18 protein-coding genes are annotated in these 21,760 nt (G+C 47.3%); 7 read left to right on the top strand and 11 right to left on the bottom strand.

All coding sequences use genetic code 11. The annotated features are described in order from the left end of the window. The first annotated feature begins 133 nt into the window (after positions 1 to 133). The 7 genes from B723_RS14475 to B723_RS14505 all read left to right on the top strand — a co-directional run bounded on the left by B723_RS14475 (position 134) and on the right by B723_RS14505 (position 8,604). Positions 134 to 1,372: a glycosyltransferase family 4 protein gene (locus B723_RS14475; protein WP_031318562.1), complete on the top strand. Its 1,239-nt coding sequence runs from the start codon at positions 134 to 136 to the stop codon at positions 1,370 to 1,372. A gap of 1 nt (position 1,373) precedes the next feature. After that, entirely contained in the window at positions 1,374 to 2,231 is an 858-nt protein-coding gene (locus B723_RS14480; protein WP_017337305.1) for a dTDP-4-dehydrorhamnose reductase family protein, read from the top strand. A gap of 24 nt (positions 2,232 to 2,255) precedes the next feature. After that, positions 2,256 to 3,266 (top strand): polysaccharide biosynthesis protein, encoded by a 1,011-nt coding sequence (locus tag B723_RS14485; protein WP_017337306.1) that lies wholly within the window; start codon positions 2,256 to 2,258, stop codon positions 3,264 to 3,266. Further along, positions 3,259 to 4,386: a non-hydrolyzing UDP-N-acetylglucosamine 2-epimerase gene (gene wecB, locus B723_RS14490; protein WP_017337307.1), complete on the top strand. Its 1,128-nt coding sequence runs from the start codon at positions 3,259 to 3,261 to the stop codon at positions 4,384 to 4,386. The genes B723_RS14485 and wecB overlap by 8 nt, the downstream gene beginning before the upstream one ends. Before the next feature lie 11 nt (positions 4,387 to 4,397). Next, positions 4,398 to 5,357 carry a UDP-glucose 4-epimerase family protein gene (locus tag B723_RS14495; RefSeq protein WP_017337308.1) on the top strand — a complete coding sequence of 320 codons (960 nt, stop codon included), beginning with the start codon at positions 4,398 to 4,400 and terminating at the stop codon, positions 5,355 to 5,357. A gap of 119 nt (positions 5,358 to 5,476) precedes the next feature. Continuing rightward, the gene (locus B723_RS14500; RefSeq protein WP_017337309.1) at positions 5,477 to 6,496 is read left to right on the top strand and encodes an MraY family glycosyltransferase; all 1,020 of its coding nucleotides are present in this window, start codon (positions 5,477 to 5,479) and stop codon (positions 6,494 to 6,496) included. 107 nt (positions 6,497 to 6,603) lie between these two features. Then, complete coding sequence (locus B723_RS14505) at positions 6,604 to 8,604, top strand: polysaccharide biosynthesis protein (RefSeq protein WP_031318564.1); 2,001 nt, start codon at positions 6,604 to 6,606, stop codon at positions 8,602 to 8,604. A 67-nt stretch (positions 8,605 to 8,671) separates the two neighbouring features. On the opposite strand, the gene B723_RS14510 is transcribed toward B723_RS14505, so the two are convergent. From B723_RS14510 to B723_RS14560, 11 genes are all read right to left on the bottom strand, one after another. Then, positions 8,672 to 10,183 (bottom strand): hypothetical protein, encoded by a 1,512-nt coding sequence (locus B723_RS14510; RefSeq protein ID WP_144425228.1) that lies wholly within the window; start codon positions 10,181 to 10,183, stop codon positions 8,672 to 8,674. A 718-nt stretch (positions 10,184 to 10,901) separates the two neighbouring features. Continuing rightward, positions 10,902 to 12,080 carry a glycosyltransferase family 4 protein gene (locus B723_RS14515; protein WP_031318566.1) on the bottom strand — a complete coding sequence of 393 codons (1,179 nt, stop codon included), beginning with the start codon at positions 12,078 to 12,080 and terminating at the stop codon, positions 10,902 to 10,904. An 11-nt stretch (positions 12,081 to 12,091) separates the two neighbouring features. Then, positions 12,092 to 13,558, bottom strand: a complete 1,467-nt coding sequence (locus tag B723_RS32960) for a hypothetical protein (protein ID WP_144425229.1) — start codon at positions 13,556 to 13,558, stop codon at positions 12,092 to 12,094. Positions 13,559 to 13,638: 80 nt separating this feature from the next. Next, positions 13,639 to 14,700: a glycosyltransferase family 2 protein gene (locus B723_RS14525; RefSeq protein WP_017337314.1), complete on the bottom strand. Its 1,062-nt coding sequence runs from the start codon at positions 14,698 to 14,700 to the stop codon at positions 13,639 to 13,641. After that, positions 14,690 to 15,646 carry an NAD-dependent epimerase/dehydratase family protein gene (locus tag B723_RS14530; protein ID WP_017337315.1) on the bottom strand — a complete coding sequence of 319 codons (957 nt, stop codon included), beginning with the start codon at positions 15,644 to 15,646 and terminating at the stop codon, positions 14,690 to 14,692. Before B723_RS14530 ends, B723_RS14525 begins: the two co-directional genes overlap by 11 nt. Then, positions 15,643 to 16,509, bottom strand: a complete 867-nt coding sequence (locus B723_RS14535; RefSeq protein WP_017337316.1) for an alpha-1,2-fucosyltransferase — start codon at positions 16,507 to 16,509, stop codon at positions 15,643 to 15,645. Before B723_RS14535 ends, B723_RS14530 begins: the two co-directional genes overlap by 4 nt. Before the next feature lies 1 nt (position 16,510). After that, entirely contained in the window at positions 16,511 to 17,962 is a 1,452-nt protein-coding gene (locus tag B723_RS14540) for a lipopolysaccharide biosynthesis protein (protein WP_017337317.1), read from the bottom strand. Continuing rightward, positions 17,952 to 18,968: a glycosyltransferase family 10 domain-containing protein gene (locus tag B723_RS14545; protein ID WP_033037217.1), complete on the bottom strand. Its 1,017-nt coding sequence runs from the start codon at positions 18,966 to 18,968 to the stop codon at positions 17,952 to 17,954. Before B723_RS14545 ends, B723_RS14540 begins: the two co-directional genes overlap by 11 nt. Next, complete coding sequence (locus B723_RS14550; protein WP_033037218.1) at positions 18,968 to 19,654, bottom strand: FkbM family methyltransferase; 687 nt, start codon at positions 19,652 to 19,654, stop codon at positions 18,968 to 18,970. The genes B723_RS14545 and B723_RS14550 overlap by 1 nt, the downstream gene beginning before the upstream one ends. An 8-nt stretch (positions 19,655 to 19,662) precedes the next feature. Then, positions 19,663 to 20,832, bottom strand: a complete 1,170-nt coding sequence (locus B723_RS14555; protein WP_017337320.1) for a DegT/DnrJ/EryC1/StrS family aminotransferase — start codon at positions 20,830 to 20,832, stop codon at positions 19,663 to 19,665. Next, on the bottom strand, positions 20,829 to 21,758 hold the full coding sequence (locus tag B723_RS14560) for an NAD-dependent epimerase/dehydratase family protein (protein ID WP_031318574.1): 930 nt from the start codon (positions 21,756 to 21,758) through the stop codon (positions 20,829 to 20,831). The genes B723_RS14555 and B723_RS14560 overlap by 4 nt, the downstream gene beginning before the upstream one ends. Positions 21,759 to 21,760: the final 2 nt, after the last annotated feature.

Raw genomic sequence — 21,760 nt, forward strand, 5'->3', positions numbered from 1 at the left:
GGGGCCTATTTGAGTTAAGATCAGCAGTCCGGATGCCAGTATCTTGCTTGCTGCGGGCAGCGTTTCGGTATCCGACGCTCGCCGTCTGCTCTGTATGCACGTTAAGATGGATTTTGATAGTGTGGATAGCGTCTTGAAAATTGCAATTGTTACTCAATACTTTTACCCTGAAAACTTCGTCATTAATGACATCGTTAGAGAGCTTGGCCGCGAGGGCCATACTGTAGAGGTTTTTACAGGAAAACCTAACTACCCAGTTGGTAAAGTATTCGAGGGGTTTACCGAAAAAGGCTATGAGCAGCGGCTATTTGATGATCAAATCATTGTTCATCATGCTCCTTTGCGTCCACGGAAAACAGGTGGAGCTAAGAATCTTTTATTAAATTACGCTTCTTTTGTTGTTAATGGCTTGTGGCACTTTTCCAAGCTGGCGAGGCGTCGACGTTTCGATATTATTTTTGTTTACGCCCCTTCGCCGATAACAGCAGTAATTCCAGGGATCTGGATGAAGTTTTTGTTTCGAGCACCTCTTTTTTTGTGGGTCCAGGATTTGTGGCCTGAAAGCTTGCGAGCAACGGGTTTTATTACTAATACAACCATATTGAAATTTATCGGTCTGTTCGTGAGATTTTCGTATTTTTTTGTTGATAAATTACTTGTCCAGTCCGAGGCGTTCGTCGTTCCAGTCCGCAAGTATGCGAATGCCAGTAAAATTGTGTACTACCCAAACTCCTATTGCTCTAACGAACGAGTTGCTAACATTGCGCCGCTTTTACCTGAACTAGTGAGTGTTCTGAAGCAATATTTTTGCGTCGTGTTTGCGGGGAACCTTGGCAACGCTCAGTCCCTTGATACGATTGTAGACGCTGCGGTGCTTTTGAGCGATCAGCCGGATGTCAGGATAGTTGTCGTTGGAACCGGTAGTCTCGCGAATTGGCTGTTTGAAGAAACGGAGCGCCGTGGACTTACCAATATATTTCTTGCCGGCGCTTATCCTAAAGCCTCCATGCCTCAACTTTTTGACCTGGCCTCAGCATTGTTGGTGACATTGAAAAAGGACGAGATCTTTTCATACACAGTTCCGAGTAAAATTCAGGCTTATCTTGCTGCGGGAAGGCCTATTGTTGCGGCTTTGGACGGTGAAGGGGCACGTGTAGTCAACGCTGCGCGAGCGGGACTTACCGGCCCCGCAGAGGATGCGACACAACTCGCTGCGCGAATAAATGAGCTTAGAAGCATGTCTGCAGCTGAGCGTAGTGCGCTTGGCCAGAATGGATATACCTATTATCTGGAAAATTTTGAGTTGCGCCGCCAAACCGGCACACTAGTCGCTCTGTTTAGAAATGAGCTTGGTGCTGATAAGGAAATTTGAGATGAAAATTCTGGTTCTGGGTGTCACAGGCATGCTGGGCAGTGAGGTATTTAACTATCTCTCAGACTCATCGACGCATGAAGTGTTCGGGACGCTACGTCGAGCCTCTGATATGAAGTATTTTGACAGCGACCGTCATGTTCGTTTGATCTCTAGGATTGATGTGCTCGATCATGACTCACTTGTGAATACGTTCGCCCAAGTGCAGCCAGATGTCGTGATCAACTGTATTGGTTTGATCAAGCAACTAGCCCAGGCGGAGGATCCGCTGACGGCTTTGCCTATCAACGCGATGCTGCCCCACCGCCTTGCCAATCTGTGCGAGGTTGCGGGCGCCCGGCTGATTCATATCAGCACCGACTGCGTCTTTCTCGGGAATAAGGGGCTATATCAGGAAAGCGATCGTTCCGATTGCGATGACCTCTATGGCAAGTCGAAATATATTGGTGAAGTTCACGACAGAGCCAACACCATTACGCTCAGGACATCAATTATTGGCCACGCACTTTCGAGTGACGCATCGCTCGTCGACTGGTTTCTGGCGCAAAAGGGCTCAGTGAAAGGATTTACCCAGGCAATATTTTCCGGCGTTCCTACGGCTGAGTTGGCACGTATCATTCTAGAGTTCGTGCTCCCCGATAGTACGCTCCACGGGCTCTATCACGTGTCTGCTGACCCTATTGATAAGTTCACATTATTAAGCAAAGTATCGAAAGTTTATAACAAGGATGTCGATATAGTCCCGGATGCTCAATTGAGCATTGATCGATCCCTCGATTCATCCCGATTTCGCAGTGCCACAGGATATACCCCTCGTCCATGGGATGAGTTGCTTAATTTTATGCGTTCTCGCCATTAATTTATTCGGTGCTGGAGTGACAAAGTGTTTGATAATAAAGTATTGATGATCACCGGCGGCACCGGTTCGTTCGGTAACACCGTACTGAAGCGATTCCTAAATACCAATGTGAAAGAAATTCGCGTTTTCAGTCGCGATGAAAAAAAACAGGAAGACATGCGCATTGCCCTGGCCGATGATAAGGTCAAGTTTTATATCGGCGACGTGCGCGATTACCAAGGAGTTTCCGAAGCGATGGTTGGCGTGGATTACATTTTCCATGCCGCAGCATTGAAGCAGGTTCCTTCCTGCGAGTTTTATCCTATGGAGGCGGTGAAAACCAACGTTCTCGGTACTGAGAACGTATTGAATGCGGCTATCGCCAATGGCGTTAAACGCGTGGTGGTACTAAGTACCGACAAAGCTGTATACCCAATTAACGCCATGGGTATATCCAAAGCGATGGCGGAGAAACTTGTTGTAGCCAAATCCCGCATGATTCCTTCTACCGGTCCGGTAATCTGCTCGACGCGCTATGGCAACGTAATGGCTTCGCGTGGTTCCGTCATTCCACTTTTCGTCAAGCAGCTCAAGGAAGGTAAAGATCTGACTGTTACCGATCCTAATATGACTCGTTTTCTTATGTCACTCGAGGATTCGGTTGACTTGGTACTCCATGCATTTGAGCATGCGCAGCAGGGAGATATTTTTGTTCAGAAAGCGCCTGCCTCAACAGTTGCAGAACTCGCAGAGGCACTGAAACAGTTGTTCGCTCGTGACAATGCGGTGAAAGTCATCGGTACTCGCCACGGCGAGAAGCTCTATGAATCACTTATCTCCCGAGAGGAAATGGCCAAAGCCGTTGACATGGGACGTTATTATCGTATTCCGGCAGATAATCGCGATCTTAACTACAAAAAATATTTTGTAGAAGGCGAGCAACATATCTCGGAATTAGACGACTACACCTCGCACAATACGGAAAGGTTGGACATAGCCAAAATCAAGGCCTTGTTGCTTAAACTCGAGTACATTCAGGAAGAGCTCAATGCTTAAAGTTATGACATTAGTGGGAACTCGTCCTGAATTGATCAAGATGAGCCGCCTGATTGCTGAGCTTGATAAGCAAACGAATCATATACTTGTGCATTCGGGACAAAACTACGATTACGAGCTTAATCAGGTCTTTTTTGATGATCTCGATATTCGTAAACCTGACCATTTTCTCGGGGCTGTTGGCGATACTGCAGCACAAACCATTGCCGAGATAATTTCTAAGGCTGATAAAATTTTTGAATTGGAAGCGCCAGATGCGCTTCTGCTCTACGGCGACACCAATACCTGCTTAGCTGTTATCGCTGCTAAACGTCGCAAGATTCCTGTATTCCATATGGAAGCGGGTAACCGATGCTTCGATCAACGCGTACCAGAAGAACTCAACCGCAAAGTGTTAGATCATCTGAGTGACATCAATCTCGTGCTGACCGAGCATGCTCGACGCTATCTGCTGGATGAGGGGATACGCCCTGAGACGATCATCAAGACCGGCTCGCATATGGAAGAGGTTCTTGACCACTACAAGGAAAAGATTAGTGCATCTACAGTATTGGAGCGCGAGGGATTAGAGCAAGATAAATATTTCATCGTCAGCGCCCATCGCGAGGAGAATGTCGATACACCCGAGAACCTTCGAGATTTGTTAGCTTCGCTGAAGGCATTGGCTGCTACTTACGGTTTTCCTATTATTGTCTCGACACACCCTCGCACACGTAAACGCCTTGAGGCACTGGGGGAGTCACTGGAACACCCATTAATTCGATTCGTAAAACCTTTCGGGCTGTTGGATTACATAAAATTGCAAACAGGAGCCTTCTGCGTTCTGTCAGACAGCGGCACCATCACAGAAGAAGCCTCTCTCCTTAATTTGCCGGCAGTGACTATACGTAACGCGCATGAGAGGCCAGAGGGGATGGACGAGGGCACCTTGATCATGTGTGGATTGAAAGCTGAGCGGGTACTTGACGCTGTTCGGATTGTGACCAGTCAACACGATCGCTCTGTCCGAACTTTTCCAGTTGTGGGCGATTACTTGGGTGGACCTGTTTCAAAACAAATTGTCAGGATCGTCCATAGTTATACCGACTACATTAATCGAACTGTTTGGTCTAAAAACTAAAAGGATTAAAGATGCGGCTTTTGGTGACGGGTGGCAGTGGATTTATTGGCAGCAGGTTGATAGATGTGCTTGCTGCCGAAAATAAATACGAGATAGTGGCTGTCAACCGAAGATCGGGGCTGCATTTTCCTGTCGTTGTACAGTCTAGAATTGTACAGGGATTGTCGCAAACGACTGAATGGTCGGATACTCTGAAAGGCGTGGATGTTGTAATTCATACTGCTGCTCGAGCACATGTTATGAGCGATTATTCGGCAGATCCTCTTGCCGAATTTAGAAGGATCAATGTCGAGGGTACCATTCGCCTTGCTAGTCATGCAGTAGAGGCTGGTGTTAAACGCTTCATTTTTTTAAGCTCTATCAAAGTCAATGGTGAGAGCACCGTTTTAAGTGCGCCATACCATGCAGATTCCAAGCCAGCGCCCGCAGATCCCTACGCCATTTCCAAGATGGAGGCCGAACAGGGGCTGCGCGTAATTGCGCAAGAAACTGGTATGGAAGTTGTCATCATTCGACCAACTCTCGTCTACGGTCCAGGTGTTAAAGCCAATTTTTTGAGTATGATGCGTTGGTTGATCAGTGGTATTCCTCTGCCATTTGGAGCAATCCACAACCGTCGTAGTCTCGTCGCCCTCGATAATCTGGTCGACTTGATCGTGACGTGCATTGACCATCCAGCCGCAGCCAATGAGACTTTTTTGGTCAGCGACGGTGAGGACCTTTCGACAACAGAGTTACTGCATCGAATGGGGACTGCGTTAGGCGTTTCTGCACGTTTGTTGCCAGTACCGGCATGGCTGCTCATGGCGGGTGCAACTGTCCTTGGCCGTAAATCTCTGTCCCAACGGCTTTGCGGCTCTTTGCAGGTTGATATTACCAAGACGCGAGAACGACTTGAGTGGGAGCCGCCAGTCAGCGTAGCCCATGCTCTTGATGGTACTGCACGACACTTTCTGAAGCATCGCAATTAGTTTTTTCTGTCGAGTACCTTATCCTCCGCATACTGATTTTTACGAAAAATCAATTACTCACGGTTCGCTAACGTCGTCAGGCGTCGAGTTCCGTTTTTATTTCAGGAAATGAATCATAGATGGCGCTTAGTTGGTTATTTGCTGTGGTAGCGGTCACGTCGCTTTTATTGACATGGGTACTACGTCGCTACGCACTGGCGCGCAGTCTGATGGATATTCCCAACAGTCGAAGCTCTCACTCCGTGCCTACTCCCAGAGGGGGAGGGGTAGCGATTGTATTGAGCTTCCTGGTTGCGCTGCCTGTTCTGGCGGTCAATGACTGGGTTGCCTGGTCGTTGACCTGGGCATTGCTGGGCGCTGGTGGACTGATCGCGATCGTGGGCTTTCTTGATGACCACGGGCACATTGCCGCTCGCTGGCGTTTGCTGGCTCATTTTCTGGGGGCTGGTTGGGTGCTTACCTGGTTAGGTGGAGTTCCGCCGCTCAATTTGTTGGGATGGCAGTTCGACCTTGGCTGGCTGGGTCATGTACTCGCGGCGTTTTATCTCGTATGGATGCTTAATCTCTACAACTTTATGGATGGAATCGACGGTATTGCCAGCGTTGAGGCAGTCTGTATCTGTTTCGGGGCTTGTCTGATCTACTGGCTTACCGGCCATCAAGAACTGGCCGTAGTACCTCTGCTTTTGGCCGTCTCCGTACTTGGCTTTCTGTACTGGAATTTCCCTCCAGCACGCATTTTCATGGGCGATGCAGGCAGTGGGTTTCTTGGGATCGTGCTGGGTGGGCTTTCGCTGCATGCCGCGTGGAGTGCCCCGAGTCTGCTTTGGGTATGGCTGATCTTGTCAGGTGTGTTCATCGTTGATGCCACCTTTACTCTCATCCGTCGCTTATTACGCGGTGATAAAATCTACGAAGCACATCGTAGTCATGCCTATCAATACGCATCGCGCAAGGTGGGCCGGCATCTTCCGGTGACACTCGCCATCACGGGCATCAACTTGTTTTGGCTGCTGCCTATTGCTATTTGGGTCGGTTTATTGGGACTCGATGGTAGTATGGGGCTGGTGCTGGCCTATGTGCCTTTGGTCTTTCTCGCGATCAAATACCATGCGGGTGAGCTGGAAAAAAACGGATAATGCGCCCAGCCTCGGCTGCTGCTTGGGATGCGTTTCGTCGTAGATCAATTTGAACACACACCTCGTTTGTAATGATGGTGCTATGGACTGAGGTACTGAAAGGGGCTATGGATAAAATACGAGCATGTTTGGTGGGCCTTCCGCGCCGACACAAGCGCTTTCTGCAAGTGGTCACTGACGTCTTGTTGATTTGGTTTGCACTTTGGATGGCATTTGTTGTGCGGCTAGGGTTCGACGATCTGAACAATCCCTTTGTTGTTCATTTATGGCTATTTCTCAGTGCCCCCGCCATTGCCATCCCACTGTTTATCCGCTTTGGAATGTACCGTGCAGTCATGCGTTACTTTGGCAATGACGCGTTGATCGCGATTATCAAGGCTGTCAGCCTTTCGGCGCTGGTATTGGCGTTGGTCGTTTATGTCTACAGTAACCATCAGACAGTTGTCCCACGTTCTATCGTCTTCAACTACTGGTGGTTGAGCCTGGTCATGATTGGCGGCCTGCGCCTGGGTATGCGTCAGTATTTTCTGGGTGACTGGTTCGCTGCCGCACAACATGTACCCTTCACCAATCGAGAAGATGGTCTGCCTAAGGTTGCTATTTATGGCGCCGGGGCTGCTGGCAACCAGTTGGTGGCGGCGCTCCGTGTCGGGCGATTGATGCGTCCGGTTGCCTTTATCGATGACGATAGCAGCATTGCTGACCGGGTCATATCGGGTCTGCATGTTTACAAGCCAAAAAATATCCAGCGCATGATCGAGGAAACAGGAGCTGGTGAGGTGCTTTTGGCTATTCCTTCATCCACTCGTGGCCGTCGCCGGGAAGTACTGGGCTACCTGGAGAAATTTCCGCTCCACGTTCGGAGCGTTCCCGGCTTTATGGACCTGGCAAGTGGCCGGGTCAAGGTCGATGACATTCAAGAGGTGGACATCGCTGACCTGTTAGGTCGTGATTCGGTGCCTGCTCAGGATGATCTGCTATCGCGTTGCATCAAAGGGCAGGTCGTTTTGGTAACTGGGGCGGGTGGTTCCATCGGTTCTGAACTGTGCAGGCAGATACTTTCTTCAGCCCCCACGACTCTGCTTTTATTCGACCATAGTGAATTCAATCTTTATAGCATTCTGTCCGAGCTTGAACAGCGAATCGTCAAAGAGTCCCGATCGGTCAAGTTGCTGCCAATTCTAGGGTCAGTACGGAATCACGAAAAACTGTTGGACGTGATGAAAACCTGGAGTGTGGATACCGTCTACCATGCGGCAGCTTACAAACATGTACCTATGGTTGAACACAACATAGCGGAAGGCGTGTTGAATAATGTCATCGGCACATTGAACACTGCCCAGGCAGCTTTGCAAGCAGGGGTCGCAAATTTTGTCCTGATCTCTACGGACAAGGCTGTTCGCCCGACCAATATCATGGGCAGTACCAAACGACTCGCAGAACTGACCTTACAAGCGCTCAGCAAGGAAATCGCCCCGGTCCTGTTCAATGACCCTTCGAATGTATCGAGGGTCAATAAAACCCGGTTCACCATGGTTCGATTCGGTAATGTGCTGGGCTCGTCCGGCTCTGTCATTCCGCTGTTCCACAAACAGATTAAGTCGGGTGGGCCATTAACAGTCACTCATCCGAAGATCACTCGTTATTTCATGACTATTCCTGAGGCAGCTCAGCTGGTCATTCAGGCTGGATCAATGGGGCTGGGGGGCGACGTGTTTGTGCTGGACATGGGAGAGCCAGTCAAAATTGTCGAACTGGCAGAGAAGATGATCCATTTGTCCGGTCTGAGCGTGCGTTCTGATAAAAATCCTCATGGCGATATCTCTATTGAATTCACGGGACTTCGTCCGGGTGAGAAACTCTATGAGGAACTGCTGATTGGCGAGAATGTGGTCGCGACCAAGCATCCAATGATCATGAGTGCCAGTGAGGATCATCTTCCTTGGGAGGTTCTCAAGGGACAACTCGCTGAGTTACTGTCGGCGGTAGGCGAAGATGACTACGTGCGAGTTCGTCAGCTGCTACGTGACACCGTTAGCGGATACGCGCCCGATGGCGAAATCGTGGATTGGATTTATCAGCAGCAACGCAGACGGCGAGAGCCCTGACTTTCGCGTAAAGGCGCTCTAATGGGTATTGGTGCGCCGCTCAGATCTACAGGTGTTATTGCTCTTGTCAGTCAGCGTGTTTTCCGATGCGAAATCTTGTTATAAAAAAAGAATTTTGAAACAGGAATAGGGTAAGAATTCCGATAGAACATAGTAGTAAATGAATAACTAGGCCTGGAGTATTTATTCCTAGTTGTGCGATGGCAGTGGAAACGATACTGCCCCACAGAGCTGCCAAAAAGGGGTTCTTCAGAATTTTATAAATAAGAATTTCGCTTGTTATCACAAAGAGTGTTACGAAAATCATGCCGCCTACTAGAATCCATAGGCTGTTAGATAAGTAAAAAAAAGAGATCGGGCCTGGCAGGCTGGCAAATGAAAACTTTCTCATATCCATAAATCTATAATGCGATAAAGCTATATCCTGAAAAATGGACGCCTTCCCTATTTCTGCTTTTTCTGTTGCTAGCTTAAATAAAAGGGACGGGCTTTTCTCAGGATAGGCTGAAGATGCCATTAACCCTTCAAGGCCAATCCAGCGATCCACAGAAAAAGCTGCAAGTTTCATAATGCTTTTTTTGAGATTTATTCCTGTCTCTGTCAGATAGGTACCCGCGTCTGTTGTGTATTCTTTTCCGTCTATTAAAGATTTTTTCTCCATTTGCCAAGGCATAGTCATTGCAACACCTGAGTACTCGGAATCACGGATAGAATTAATAAGCGGGTAGCAAGACAAAAAAACGATAGTGGTAAAAGATAATAATGTTGCTGTCCATTTTAATCCAAGGGGAGGTATGAGCTTTCTATTTAAAAATACTGAGAAGTATAGGGGGGTTATATGAAATATAAACAGACCTCGGCTTAATAATGAGATGGAGGAAATTGCTGCTTCGAGCAATATGATGTAAATCACATTGGAGTTTGCTTTTTTTGAGAGGAACTCCCACCATAATAGCGTGGCGCCAGTCATGGCAAAGCCAGTAGATATTAGCCAGGAAAATATGGCGTTGAGAGGCCAGATTATGGTTTTAGGTACCAGACCTATTTGTTGGAAAGAAAAATATATATTGGTAACCGAAAATGCAATCATGGATACAGCAAGCACAAACCATAGTGAAGTCTTGTAATATTTGTACCACCATGGTGGAGGAGCCGGCTCTTCAACTGTCAGTGTTGATCTACTGCTGAAGCACACGCTAAAAAATATACGCGCGATTATAATTCCCGTCGCTCCGATGCTCGCAATAAATAGAACACTATCCCATTCCTCACTCGTTCCCTTAAAAAGACCAGTGGGTTCGATGAACGGATAGTTAAACAACAAATGCACTACGGTTTTCAACCAAAACCCTAGCCACACCATTATTGCTAAAAAGACGTACCCGTAAGTGATTTTCCAGAAAGTACCGGAAATCAGTAAAACTAGATAAGCAAAGGAATAAAAGCTGTAGATCACTACTGAGCCGGGGTAAATTCTAGCTCCAGAAAGGAATAAAAATATCCACATTATAAATAACGAGAAATATAAACTGTTGTTAAAGTAGCTACTTTTTCTGCATTTCGTGGTTGATGGTTCCATGTCTGTGCCAAGAGGAAAAGAAGCGGAGTCAAAACGTTAATGGCGTATTTTTTTGTCCTGATTGAAAGAAGTTAAACGCCAATATCGCTCGGGCGACGTAGCTGCTTTCACAGCGTAGCTGCTTAATTGGCGGTGGGAATATTATTAGGGCTAAAATATGCAAAAAGAATCAAAATAGTAATGTCGTTTTGATGGCGATATGGAGCTTAGGTGGCTTGATGATCTGAACAACCAATTTTTTCCTCTGATGGCGAAAGGCCGGATTGCACATAGCTCCGATGGGGTTTATCGGCGAATAGACTTATTTTGCCTGGCATCCTGAATGTTCAACTCCTGCCTGTACACCAGCGCGCTGTCCCAACGGTTTTAGTATTGCCGTCATAGCCATCGAGCAAGCGCAACGGCACCTCTTGCGCAGGGTGGTGAATTAGTCAAAAAAGGATGGTGGTCCGCCAGGTGGGCCGCCGGTCTGCGCCTACAATAAGGATAGGTAGCTTAACCCCAGCAACACACTGTTTCGGCTTTGGCGCCGCGCCGCATCCTGAGGTGCTGACTCCAGAAAGAAATCGAGAGTGAGCACCGCATTAGATAGACACCCTGATATGGGGGAGCATGGAGCTGATACGTGGTTAGCGGGTGTACTGAAAGCCAGGCTCCCTTTAACCTCGCTCCATAGGCGTTAGTGCATCACCTATTAGGCAGTTTCCAAGGCAGATGGCTATCGTCCCCGGTTGCCCGCCAACGCGAGGAAAAGCTCACGATTCTTATTTACCGATTCAGGATCGCAAAGATTTGCCTTGGCGTATTCAAGTATATGACGACGCTTCTCCTGTCGATGTTGGACTGACGAGTTTGATAACAAATTCATCTTCTCAGCGAAGGACTCGGGAGCGTCCAACGGCAATACCCACCCCAGATCATTTTCTTCAAGAGCGCGCCAAGGTGTGCGATCACTCAATAGAACCGGTGTGCCCATACTGATTGACTCTGCGATGACATGGCCATAGTTTTCCCCGCGCGTAGGAAATAGGAACAAGTCATATCTAGAAAATGTATTTTTTACATCCTCAGGTAGTACTTTGCCACAGTAGTTGAATTTAACGTTTTCTGGCAGTTGACCAAGCAACTGTTCGCAATAAGACCAATAGGCCTCGTCTTCTTTAGGTCCATATATGTCAAATTGGAGTTCGAACTTTACGAACATCAACGCCCGAATTGCAAAGTCAAGATTTTTCATAGGGGATATTCTTGACAGGAATATCACGCGTAACGGCGCTCCATCCGTAAGCTCAGGCGCTGATAAATCGGAAGATGCATGAATGTGGCTGGGCAGATCTGGGGCAATTTTTATCGAGGTTATATTGACACCCAGTGCGCGTTGGATGTCGTCTTGCTCATATTCGCTGGATGCCTGAAACAGCACGTTTTTTGTCAGGCGCAGCAACCGGCTTGCAATGAGATAGCAAGTTTTTTTGAATTTTTTCAGGGTGAGCGCTGCAACAGCGAATTCTCCCCGTGGTGCTAGTACAAATGGCTTTCTTTTCGCCTTTCCGAACAATCGATGTAACAGCGGGTAGATTGTGAATACGGGGTCAAAGAAACTATTCAGGTAAACAATGTCGTGGGGCGTGCTTTTTATCAAATCACCTACCGCCGCGAAGTTCGCATCTTCGGCGGGAAGGTAATAAACGTATGCGCTTCCAACCTTTTGCCATATGCCTCGCTGGATAGCCGGATAGGGGGTTGAGTCACCCAAGTCACGATCACGGGTGACAATCCAGAACTCGAGTTCCTGATCAAGATGCGACACCATGTTCTCAATGGTTCTAACCGGACCACCTCCTTTGTATCCGGGCAGGTAGTAAACGGAAAATGTAAGTATCTTTACTTTGTTCAATGGGCACCCATCTATGTCTTACGTTTTCCGGAAAATAATGTGGCTGCGAAAAAAGAGTGTTGGATTAAATACAGGGTTAAAAATCCTATAGAGCAGAGGAAAAAGAAAAATATAAGTCCGAGGATGTTTATACCCATTTGTGCGACCGAAGTTGCCAGTATACTTCCCCATAGTGCAGCCAATAATGGATTTGGCAAAAATCTATAGACTAGAAGTTCGCTGGCTAACACTAATAATGTTAATGCTCCCATGCCTATAATCACGAGCCATAAACTATTTGAGAAATAGAAAAAAGAAATCGGACCGGGCAGGCTTGCAAATATAAATTTGCTCAAATCCATAAATCTGTAATGCGATAATGCAATATCCTGAAATATAGATGCTTTACCTATAACAGCTTTTTCTGTCGCTGCGGAAACAAGAAGAGAAATGCTTTTGTCCGGGTATGCTGATGTAGCCATTAACCCTTCCAGACCAATCCAGCGGTCTACGGAAAACATTGCAAATTTCGTGAATCCTTTCGCCAACATGGATTCTCCCTCTGCCCATGACTCGGTTTTATTCCAAGGCATGGTTAAAGGAACTCCTGAATAATGGTAGTCACGTATCGAATTTATGAGAGGGTAGCATATTAGAAATATTAGGAAGAAAGACACTAGCAATAAGCTAGTCCATCTGATGCTCGCACCGTTTAAACGTTTTCGATTTAATAATAAGGCGAAAAATAATGGTACGATATGGAATATATATAATCCTCTGCTGAGAAGCGAGATTGATGCTGCAATTCCTTCAAATAGCAGGAAATAAACGGTGTTTATATTGTTGTTTCTTGAAGAGAACTCCCACCATAATAGCGTAGTGACTGCCATGGCAAAACCGGTAGACAGCAGCCAGTAAAACAGAGCGTTGAGAGGCCATATTATTGTTTTAGGGACCAATCCGATTTGTTGGAACGAATAACATATATTTAGTGCTGCAACAATAATAATGCATGAAGCCAGCGCGCACCACAGATAAAATTTATAGCGATCGTACCAGTTTGGAGGTGAAAGAGGCGTCTCGTCCGTCATCGTTGACTGCATACCGAAGAAATAGCCGTGTACAACTCGGGCAGTAATAACTCCCAGTGCTCCCAGGCTCGCCACAATCAGTACATGATCCCATTCCTGTCCAGTGCCGTTGAACAGTCCAGTCGGCTCGACAAAAGGATAATCAAGAATCAGGTGAACTACTGTTTTTAACCAGAAACCAAGCCAAAGTATTATCGCTAAAAAAGTGTACCCGTACGTTATTTTTATAAAAATACCAGATATCAATAAGGCAAGATAAATTAAAGAAAAAAAGCTGTAGATATACCAAGAGCCTTGATATAAAAAGGCTCCGAAAAAAAACAGAACGGACCAGCAAGAAAAAAACAAAAAGAGTGCTATTTTTTTTAGTTGCGGGTTAAGTGTTGTGGTTCTGCTTAATGCGTCCATTTGTTGATACCAAAAGTAAAAAATTAGGGATGAACCCCATTATTTGTGAGTGTCGAATCGGGAGCAATCCAATGCAATTTTTACCGAGCCTGTAAAAAAATTAACGTCGCTCTGATGCCAATGAAAAACTTGCTTTCCGGTCTGATTCTGAATAAGCGTAACCCTCCGAGCATTATTTTGGTTTTCAGCCGGGGAGGGGATGAAAACTCACTACTCAGTCTGGTCCATCTCGAAACGATGTCAGGGCAATCTGCTGCGACTCTAAAGTATATTTTCAGAGCGTGGCTGAGAACTACCTCGCGAGCCTCCCCCTGGCAATGCAGAAGCACCTCGGTCAACGCCGATTCGATTTCGTCAATATCGGTCTTAACCGAAACTGCTCGGGTATTCAATACAGAATCGATACACGATTTGTCTTTTTCCCATAAGCCAAAAATATGATCCCAATATATTTTTCTGATGCCTTGAGACAGTTGCATCTGTCTGTTCGATGCGGCTGTGGATATCTGCGATCCATGCACTCGATATTGCAGTAGAACTTCTGGAACATTTGCCATTTTCCACCCCGCAATGGCCGCCCGAACCCAGAGGTCGTAATCTTCGGCTTTGTCCCAACGGTGTTCATAGCGTAGCTCTTTTACCAGCGCGGCGCGCATCATGACGGCAGGGTGCGCAAAAGGAGATCCGAACAGCAATGCCATTCTGATTGCATTGTCGGATTCCGGTAGCTTGACGGTTCGCTTGTCTGCAGCGCCGAAACGTTTCACCCAGCTCCCGACCATATCAGCCCCGGAGGATTTCAAGTAGGCCAACTGCTTTTCGAATCGGTGTGGGAGCGCGATGTCGTCTTGATCCATTCGTGCAATCCACTCGCCAGTCGCAACGGTAAGAGCCTCGTTGAGCGTATTGGCCAACCCCTTGTTCGCACGAGTGACAACTTTGACGCGAGAATCTTTTTTTTCGTACTGTTGAAGGACAGATAAAGAACTGTCTGTGGAGCCATCATCAATCGCTATCACCTCAAAGTCGGTAACCGTTTGATTGAGGATGGAGTCAAGCGCTTCCGAAAGATATGCACCGGCGTTGTAAATAGGCAAAACCACCGAAATGAGCGGAGTGCTAATGAAGGCGTTAGAAGTCACGCTTGTTGCTCCAGAGCCAGTCCCGCGTTGCAGATAACCCGTCCTTGAAACTTACCAAAGGGTGCCATCCAGTATCTTTTTTAAGTTTTGACGCGTCGAGCACGTTGGCTTTTACATCGAATGCGCGTTCAGGGAGGTGTTCAGTACTAACACTGCAACCAATATCGTTCATCAACGGAGTAATCGCATTAATCACGTCAAGGTTGCTCAGGCCGATTGATGACCCAAGGTTGTATGTTTCGGAGAGCTTTCCGTATTTCAACGCATGAACAATACCGGAAGCGACGTCGCTAGTATTAAGGTAATCCCGGATTGAGCCCGTTTCTCCAAAAACCTTGATCGGGATATTTTTCATCGAAGAGGCTATTGCGGTTGCGATGAACCCCTGCCCGATAAACGGGCGCTGGCCCACGCCATAGGCATTGGCTGGGCGAACGCAAATGAACTGTAGCCCATGCGTCTTTGCGTAAAGATACGCGTAGCATTCCAGTGTGAGCTTGGTAACACCATAAGGCGATATCGGTTTGGTCGGATGTGTTTCGTCTATGGGTAATGACAATGCTTCGCCATAAACTGTGCCACCTGATGAGATCAGCACCAGTTTCCGATTCCGCAGCGCGACCTCAGTAAATAGTTGTACCGTCGCAGGCAGGTTCTGCTGCAAGTCAGCAAGGGGGTTCTCAAATGATGTGTTTGGCACTGTTGCGTAGGCGAGCTGAATCACCTCTTCATGAGTGTCCAGCAGCGTGCAAATCAGCTCTTGCTGCGCAAAATCTCCGGTTACATATTTTGCTTCATCTGGAAGGGGAAACCGCGGTTTCGGGCTTCGCCCCAGGACAGTGACACGCCTGCCGGTTGCGATTAGCTGAGGTACCAGAAATGCTCCAATGTATCCGCCTCCTCCGATGACCAGCGTGGCGATTTTTGAGTGGGTCTGGACATTCATAGCGTTACCCATGCAGGCGGGAACAAATCGTTCACATTTGTATTATTAATGAACCATTGTTTTGGTGCGACAACGATTTTATCCGCGTTCGAATTGAGCCATGCGCCCCACCAGCTGAACGAGCTGTTTGCGATAATATTATGCTGGCACATACTCATGAGGCGCATATCGTTATAGCTTTCACTGCCCTTGTTATGGTTCACATAGCAATGCGGAAAGCCTATGTTCAGATTATTTTTTACCCAGTCGATATCATCAGAAAAAACAAAGAATGTGGGAGCATCCACACGTTTCGACAGGAGCTGGATAGCTGCTTGATAATATTCGACTGTGCAAGCTGCATAGACCGAGTTATTAACATAGTCTCCCCGTCTCACATGCAGGCTGATTGCATTGGTGTTTAGTATTTGATCAGCGGTTGCAATATTTTGTGGGCTCATGTTGAGCTTGAAAGTGAAGTCTTTTCGAATCTCTTCCGCTGCGTCTTGGAAGTAACGTTCACTCTGCCAGTAGCCCATCAAGTAACAGTCGGCTGGGGCTTTTTGAATGCCATTCCAGTAATGAAAAGAGGGTTCTATGATCAAACTGGCTTTGCGCAGAAAGGCCAGCTTGGGGCGATGCAAAAAGTTTCGAATCCGCGGGAAAGCTTGCCAACTGAGAACATGGTTAATATCTTTATCGCGGGCAATACACATTTCACCGGCAAATAGTTTACTCAGTTCAAATCCCTGATGCAGGGTGTATGACTCGAAGGACGACGTATCGAGCAGGAGTGGTTCTTTTTTTGCGGAGGAGAGGGCCCGAGCAGCGGCATATTGAAACATTTGATTGCCCAAGCCGCCAATGAGGTGTGCGATAACCATCTTAACTGTTCCTTAGTTGCACATTGAGCAGTCTGACAGTGGCAGGGTTTTTCCATAGCATAAGGAAGAGAAACACTGCGACTAAAATTGACAGAACCAAAAGATAAGAGATGGCCGTTGAAAATCCAGATGCTGGAGGCAAATACATGACAAGAGCTGCCATGCCGATCATCAAAATCAAAGCACTCGAGCAGCGCAAGCTGTCGAGTTTGAATTTTACTTGTTTGTACATGTTTATCGACATAGCAGTAAGCATTGTTACTGCGCCTGAAATCAAGGCAACTCCGGCGTAGCTGATGTCTGCCTTGTACTCACCGGCAGAAATAATCAACAGCAAAATCACTGTGGCACCTATTGCGTAAGGGACAGCCAATGAGGTGGTTTTTCTTTTGATGTGAGCGGCGTTACTCAGAACATTACCCAGTGCTCGGCACAGTTCAACGACGGCGCCCACAGCCATAAATTCCCATGCATTGCTGTACTCGGGGGCAACCAGTATTTTAAGCAGGTAGGGCGCTGCTAGAATGGTAAGTCCTGCCAGAAGTAAATAGACGGGCACCAGCGTATTCAATAGGTCAGAAACGGCCAGTTGGACTTCGGTGTTATTCGAGTGCTCGCTCGCTCGACGGAAGAAAAAGGGATACAAAAACTGAATGGCAAGTGACTCTGCCAAAGCCCAAATTTGCCCCGCCAATTGCAGCCCCACGGCAAAAAAACCGAGTTGGGCTAGCCCCCAATAATGCTCAATTGCGAAACGATAGCCGCTGACTTGTACCCACATCAGGCCGGCAGCCAACGCCAATGGCAAGCAGTATGCAAGGATTGTCTTTTTGTCGAGCAACGGTAAACGCGGTTTACTGTAGATGGGCAAAGGTATGCGGGACTTGAAGTAATACCGAGCGCCCACCGCCCCGACCAGCATTCCCAAGGCCTGACCCGCGAACCAGGCAATCGCTGAGCTCCACAGTGTAACAAACAGCATCGAAGCAATCAGGCCGGTTATCGACGAGGCTACGGACCAACCAACAGAGGAGGCACGAAAGCCAAGCATATTCAACATTGGGATCAACGTGGCATTCCATGTGCCGGCTGCAACCATTACAAAGACAACGCCCATGGTGGAAATGGCGCTAATAGTTGATACCGAAGGTGTTACGCCTAAAGCAACAATCGACCCTAACGCAGAGGCGGCGATGATATAGCCACGGTATGATTTGAGCCTACGAATCAAGGTGCCATCATCCCACCAGGCATGTGTATGCAGGTTTATATGTTGGCCGACAGGATTTATGAGGAAAAGGCCGCAAAGCATTTGAACGGTTACCAGGATCGCGAGCTCCCCATACTTCTCGGGAGGGAGAAAGGATGTCACTGCACGGATAGAGGCCAACGCAATCAGGCTTGTTGCGAGGCGCCCAATGCTAATGACAAGAAAATCGCGCTTAAACGCCAAGATCTTCAACTATCGTTTTAACGATAGTCTCCGCGAAAAAATGCGCCTCAAACGGTTGTGCGGCCTCGCTACTCAAAAAATCGGAAATGCGCTGTTGATAACCCACAAACTCGGCGTCGGTCATCGCACGCATAAAATGATACAGGTCCGACATATCGTTAAATTGACGACGATCTATGAAGCAATCTTCCGGGATGTGTTCGGTTACGTTGCTAGCCCCCCAGTAAATGGGGATGCAACCGGCGAAAAAACAGTCGAATATTTTTTCTGTTATATAGCCAGGTAAGTCACGTACATTTTCGTAGCATATAGAGAAACGCGTCTTCTCCAAAACATTGCGCTTACTATCAACTTTGCCACGATAGCTAGGGAATGGGTGAAGCTTTATAAAACGCCCAATACCTTTCCATAATCGGCGCTCAAGTGCTCCTCTGATCCCGCTTCTTGCAGCTGGGATATTCCAGTCAACGCCATACAAAAGAAAGTCTTCGGGAGCATTCTTTTCAAACCATCGTATTGCTGCAACTCTTTCTATGTATAAGTCGCGAGTATCCGAAATAGTGAGTGCCCGGTTGCTGGAGATAAGGCAGCAAAAATTTTCTCTTGCAAAAAAGCCGTCCGGCGCTTTGATCTCGATATTGTTTGGGAAATTAATCTTTATATATTTGTCGCCGTCAACCAAATCGTCATTCCATGTGAAGATTTTTTTGTAGCGCTCCCAGTTTTGAGGCGACCCGTTTTCCACACGGATTTGTGGCGTTTCCAACATCAACAAATAGGAAGGAGCCGAGGAGTAGGGCGAATGAACGTCCATATCTAGACTAAATACTATTTCAGTAGCGCTGGATATATCCGGCGTATTGAGCTCAATGCCATTTTTCAGTAAAGAATTACGTAGCAGGTGAAACGGATAAAGACAGTTATCTCGATTTGAGGGATGGTTCAAATCAAATATTGAGTTGTCTTTAAAACCAAGTCCTGAAAACGTTGCAAATACTCTTTCCATTAAAGAGGAACGCCTTTGATTTTCCAGTTTTCCCAAACAAATTCGTAGTTCCAAGTCTCAATGTGTGTTTGTTGGAGTGAGCGTCTTAGTGTGTTTCTTTTTTCAGTGGCGTTATCAATGAAGTTGTGAAACTGGACTTGGAGATTGTCAATGTTTTTTATGAGGCCAGAATCGATGAGGGCGGGGAGTACATCGAACTCCCCGCCTTCAATATTTATTTTCATCAAATCTATTCTTGTAATACCTAGGGTGTTAATGCACGGAACTATAGAGCGTATTTCAACGCGCTCTGTATTCCCCTTGGCGTGAGGCGACTCAAAACTGGAGGCGTTGTCGGCCAGACCTATATCTAGCCACCCATCTACGGATGCAAGTCCATAATTGAAGCAAGTGATTTTCGGGTTTCCGGAAAAACGATTGACGCACTTATTATAGAACTCCGGAACGGGTTCGAATATATAAACCGCACAGCCATATTTGGCGTGAATATCGGCTGCGAAATCGCCATGGTAGCCGCCCAGGTCAAAAACCACACTATCAGCGGATAGAGGGTAGTCTAGTCGCAAGGTCTGGTCTCCCTTGTCTTTGAACCAGCGATCTACCTCTAAGAGAAAAGGTTCTCTTTTAATATAGCGGTTATTCAAGTAAACAATTTTGTTTTTGATTTTTTTGACGAGAATCATCATGAAGTCCGTTATTTGATTTCGGCTAGGGCAGCAAACGCTTCCGGAATGGCAAAGTGATGATTGCCCACAAAGAGACCAAATTGATCAATGTGCTCCGCATTTTTCAACGTGCCATGAACTTCCGAGTCGAAATACTTGACCACTTCGTTTTTGGCAAAGTTGCCAGCCACAATCGGTCGACATTCGAACCCTAGTTCGTTCAACTTGAAAACCAACTCTTTTCGCGTCAACTTGCTTCCTGGACGTATGACCAGGCTGAAACCAAACCAGCTGGAGTTCCCGATTTCATGCTGAATAATAATGTCCGGGTGATTGCTCATCGCTGCTTGTAGAAGCGCGCCATTTTTGCGTCGTTCTTCTACCATTTTTGGAAGGCGTTTGACTTGTTCTACACCAAGAGCTCCTTCCAGCTCCAGAGGGCGAACGTTGTATCCAGGCAGAACAAAACGGAACGACTCTTCGAATGGGTCGTCGCTTTTTTCACTGCAGACCAGATTTTGTTTGGGCAGGTTGCGCGTCCACCCATGGGCGCGTAGCGAAAGCAGAATCTGATATAGCTCTTCGTCGTCGGTGACGATCAATCCACCTTCCATGGTCGAAATATGATGGCTGAAGAAGGAACTGAAGCTGCCCATTACACCAAAGGTTCCCGCCTGCTTGCCATTGTATGTGGCACCCATGGATTCGCAGTTGTCTTCAATCAAGACAATATTACGATCACCAATAATTTCTTGGATACGACCGAAATCGTTAGGGTTACCCAAGAGGTTAACGGCCATGATGGCCCGGGTTTTATCAGTGACGGCGAGTTCAAGTTGCTCAAGGTCGTAGTTGAGCGTTTGAAGGTCGATATCGACAAACTTGATCTTTAGACCGTATTGGTAAAGCGGATAGTAGGTTGTGCTCCAAGAAACTGCAGGTACGATGATTTCATCGCCACGCTTCAGCTTCAACGAAGAATTCTGAGTGTAGAACAGTGCAGCAACAATCAATAAGTTTGCGGAAGAACCGGAGTTCACCATTACGCAATGTTTACTACCGACGTACTGCGCAAAGTCCCGCTCAAATGCTTTAACCTGCTCGCCCATGGTGAACATGCCGGTGGCGATCACACGCTGCATGGCGTCAAGTTCTTCTTTCTCCCAAGAAGAGGCTGCCAGCGGAAATTTAATACTCATTGCTGATGCTCCAGATAATAGCTGTAGGTCTTTTCGACGCCTTCTTGCAGGGTGTGGCGCGGGCTCCATCCCCATAGTGTCTGACGCTCGATGCTCACTAATTTGCGCGCCATTCCGACGGGTCTTTCGAGGTTGTGCTCAAACCGTCCGTCATACCCCATCACTGCGGCTACAGCTTGATAATACTCGTTGATAGAGAAGTCGTGGCCTAACCCAATATTCAGATAGGGTGGCATCGAATCGAACTCTTTTATTGCTTGTACGATAGCGTCGGCCAGGTCGCCGCCATACATGAACTCACGCCTGGCGTTGCCATCGCCCCAAATCTCCACCGACTGCTCGCCATTCTTTTTCGCTAGGTGGATCTTGTGAATGATCGCCGGTAAAAGATGTGAGTGAATGGGGTCGAATTTGTCAAAGCGGCCGTAGATGTTACATGGAATCAATGTCTTGTATTGAAAGCGGGCGTCTTCGCGCATGATGTATTCGCACAGGCGTGCGGTCGCAACCTTGGCTAAAGCGTAACCTTCGTTTGTCGGTTCCAGTTCGCCTTTGAGTACCATGTCTTCGCTCAATGGCTCGGAATGATTGCGCGGGTACATACAGGAGCTGCCAAGGTTAATCAGGCGTGTTATGCCTGCCTTGTAGGCTGCCCACACGATATTGCGGCCCATATCCAGATTGTCCAGCAAGAAACTTACAGGTTCCTTGATGTTGGCCTGGATACCACCCACTTTACCCGCGGCATGAATCACCAGATCGGGTTTGTGCTGCTCGAGATAAGCCTGAACCGCGTTGAAGTCACGCAGATCCAGTTCGTTGCTGCGCGGTGCCAGCACTTCAAAGTTGCTGATCTCTGGATGGTCGAGCACGTTGCGCCCGACCATTCCACCACCCCCCGTCAACAATATTCGCATTTTGCTCATCT

Origin of the sequence: Pseudomonas fluorescens NCIMB 11764 (assembly GCF_000293885.2) — a bacterium.
Classification (GTDB): Bacteria; Pseudomonadota; Gammaproteobacteria; order Pseudomonadales; family Pseudomonadaceae; genus Aquipseudomonas; species Aquipseudomonas fluorescens_B.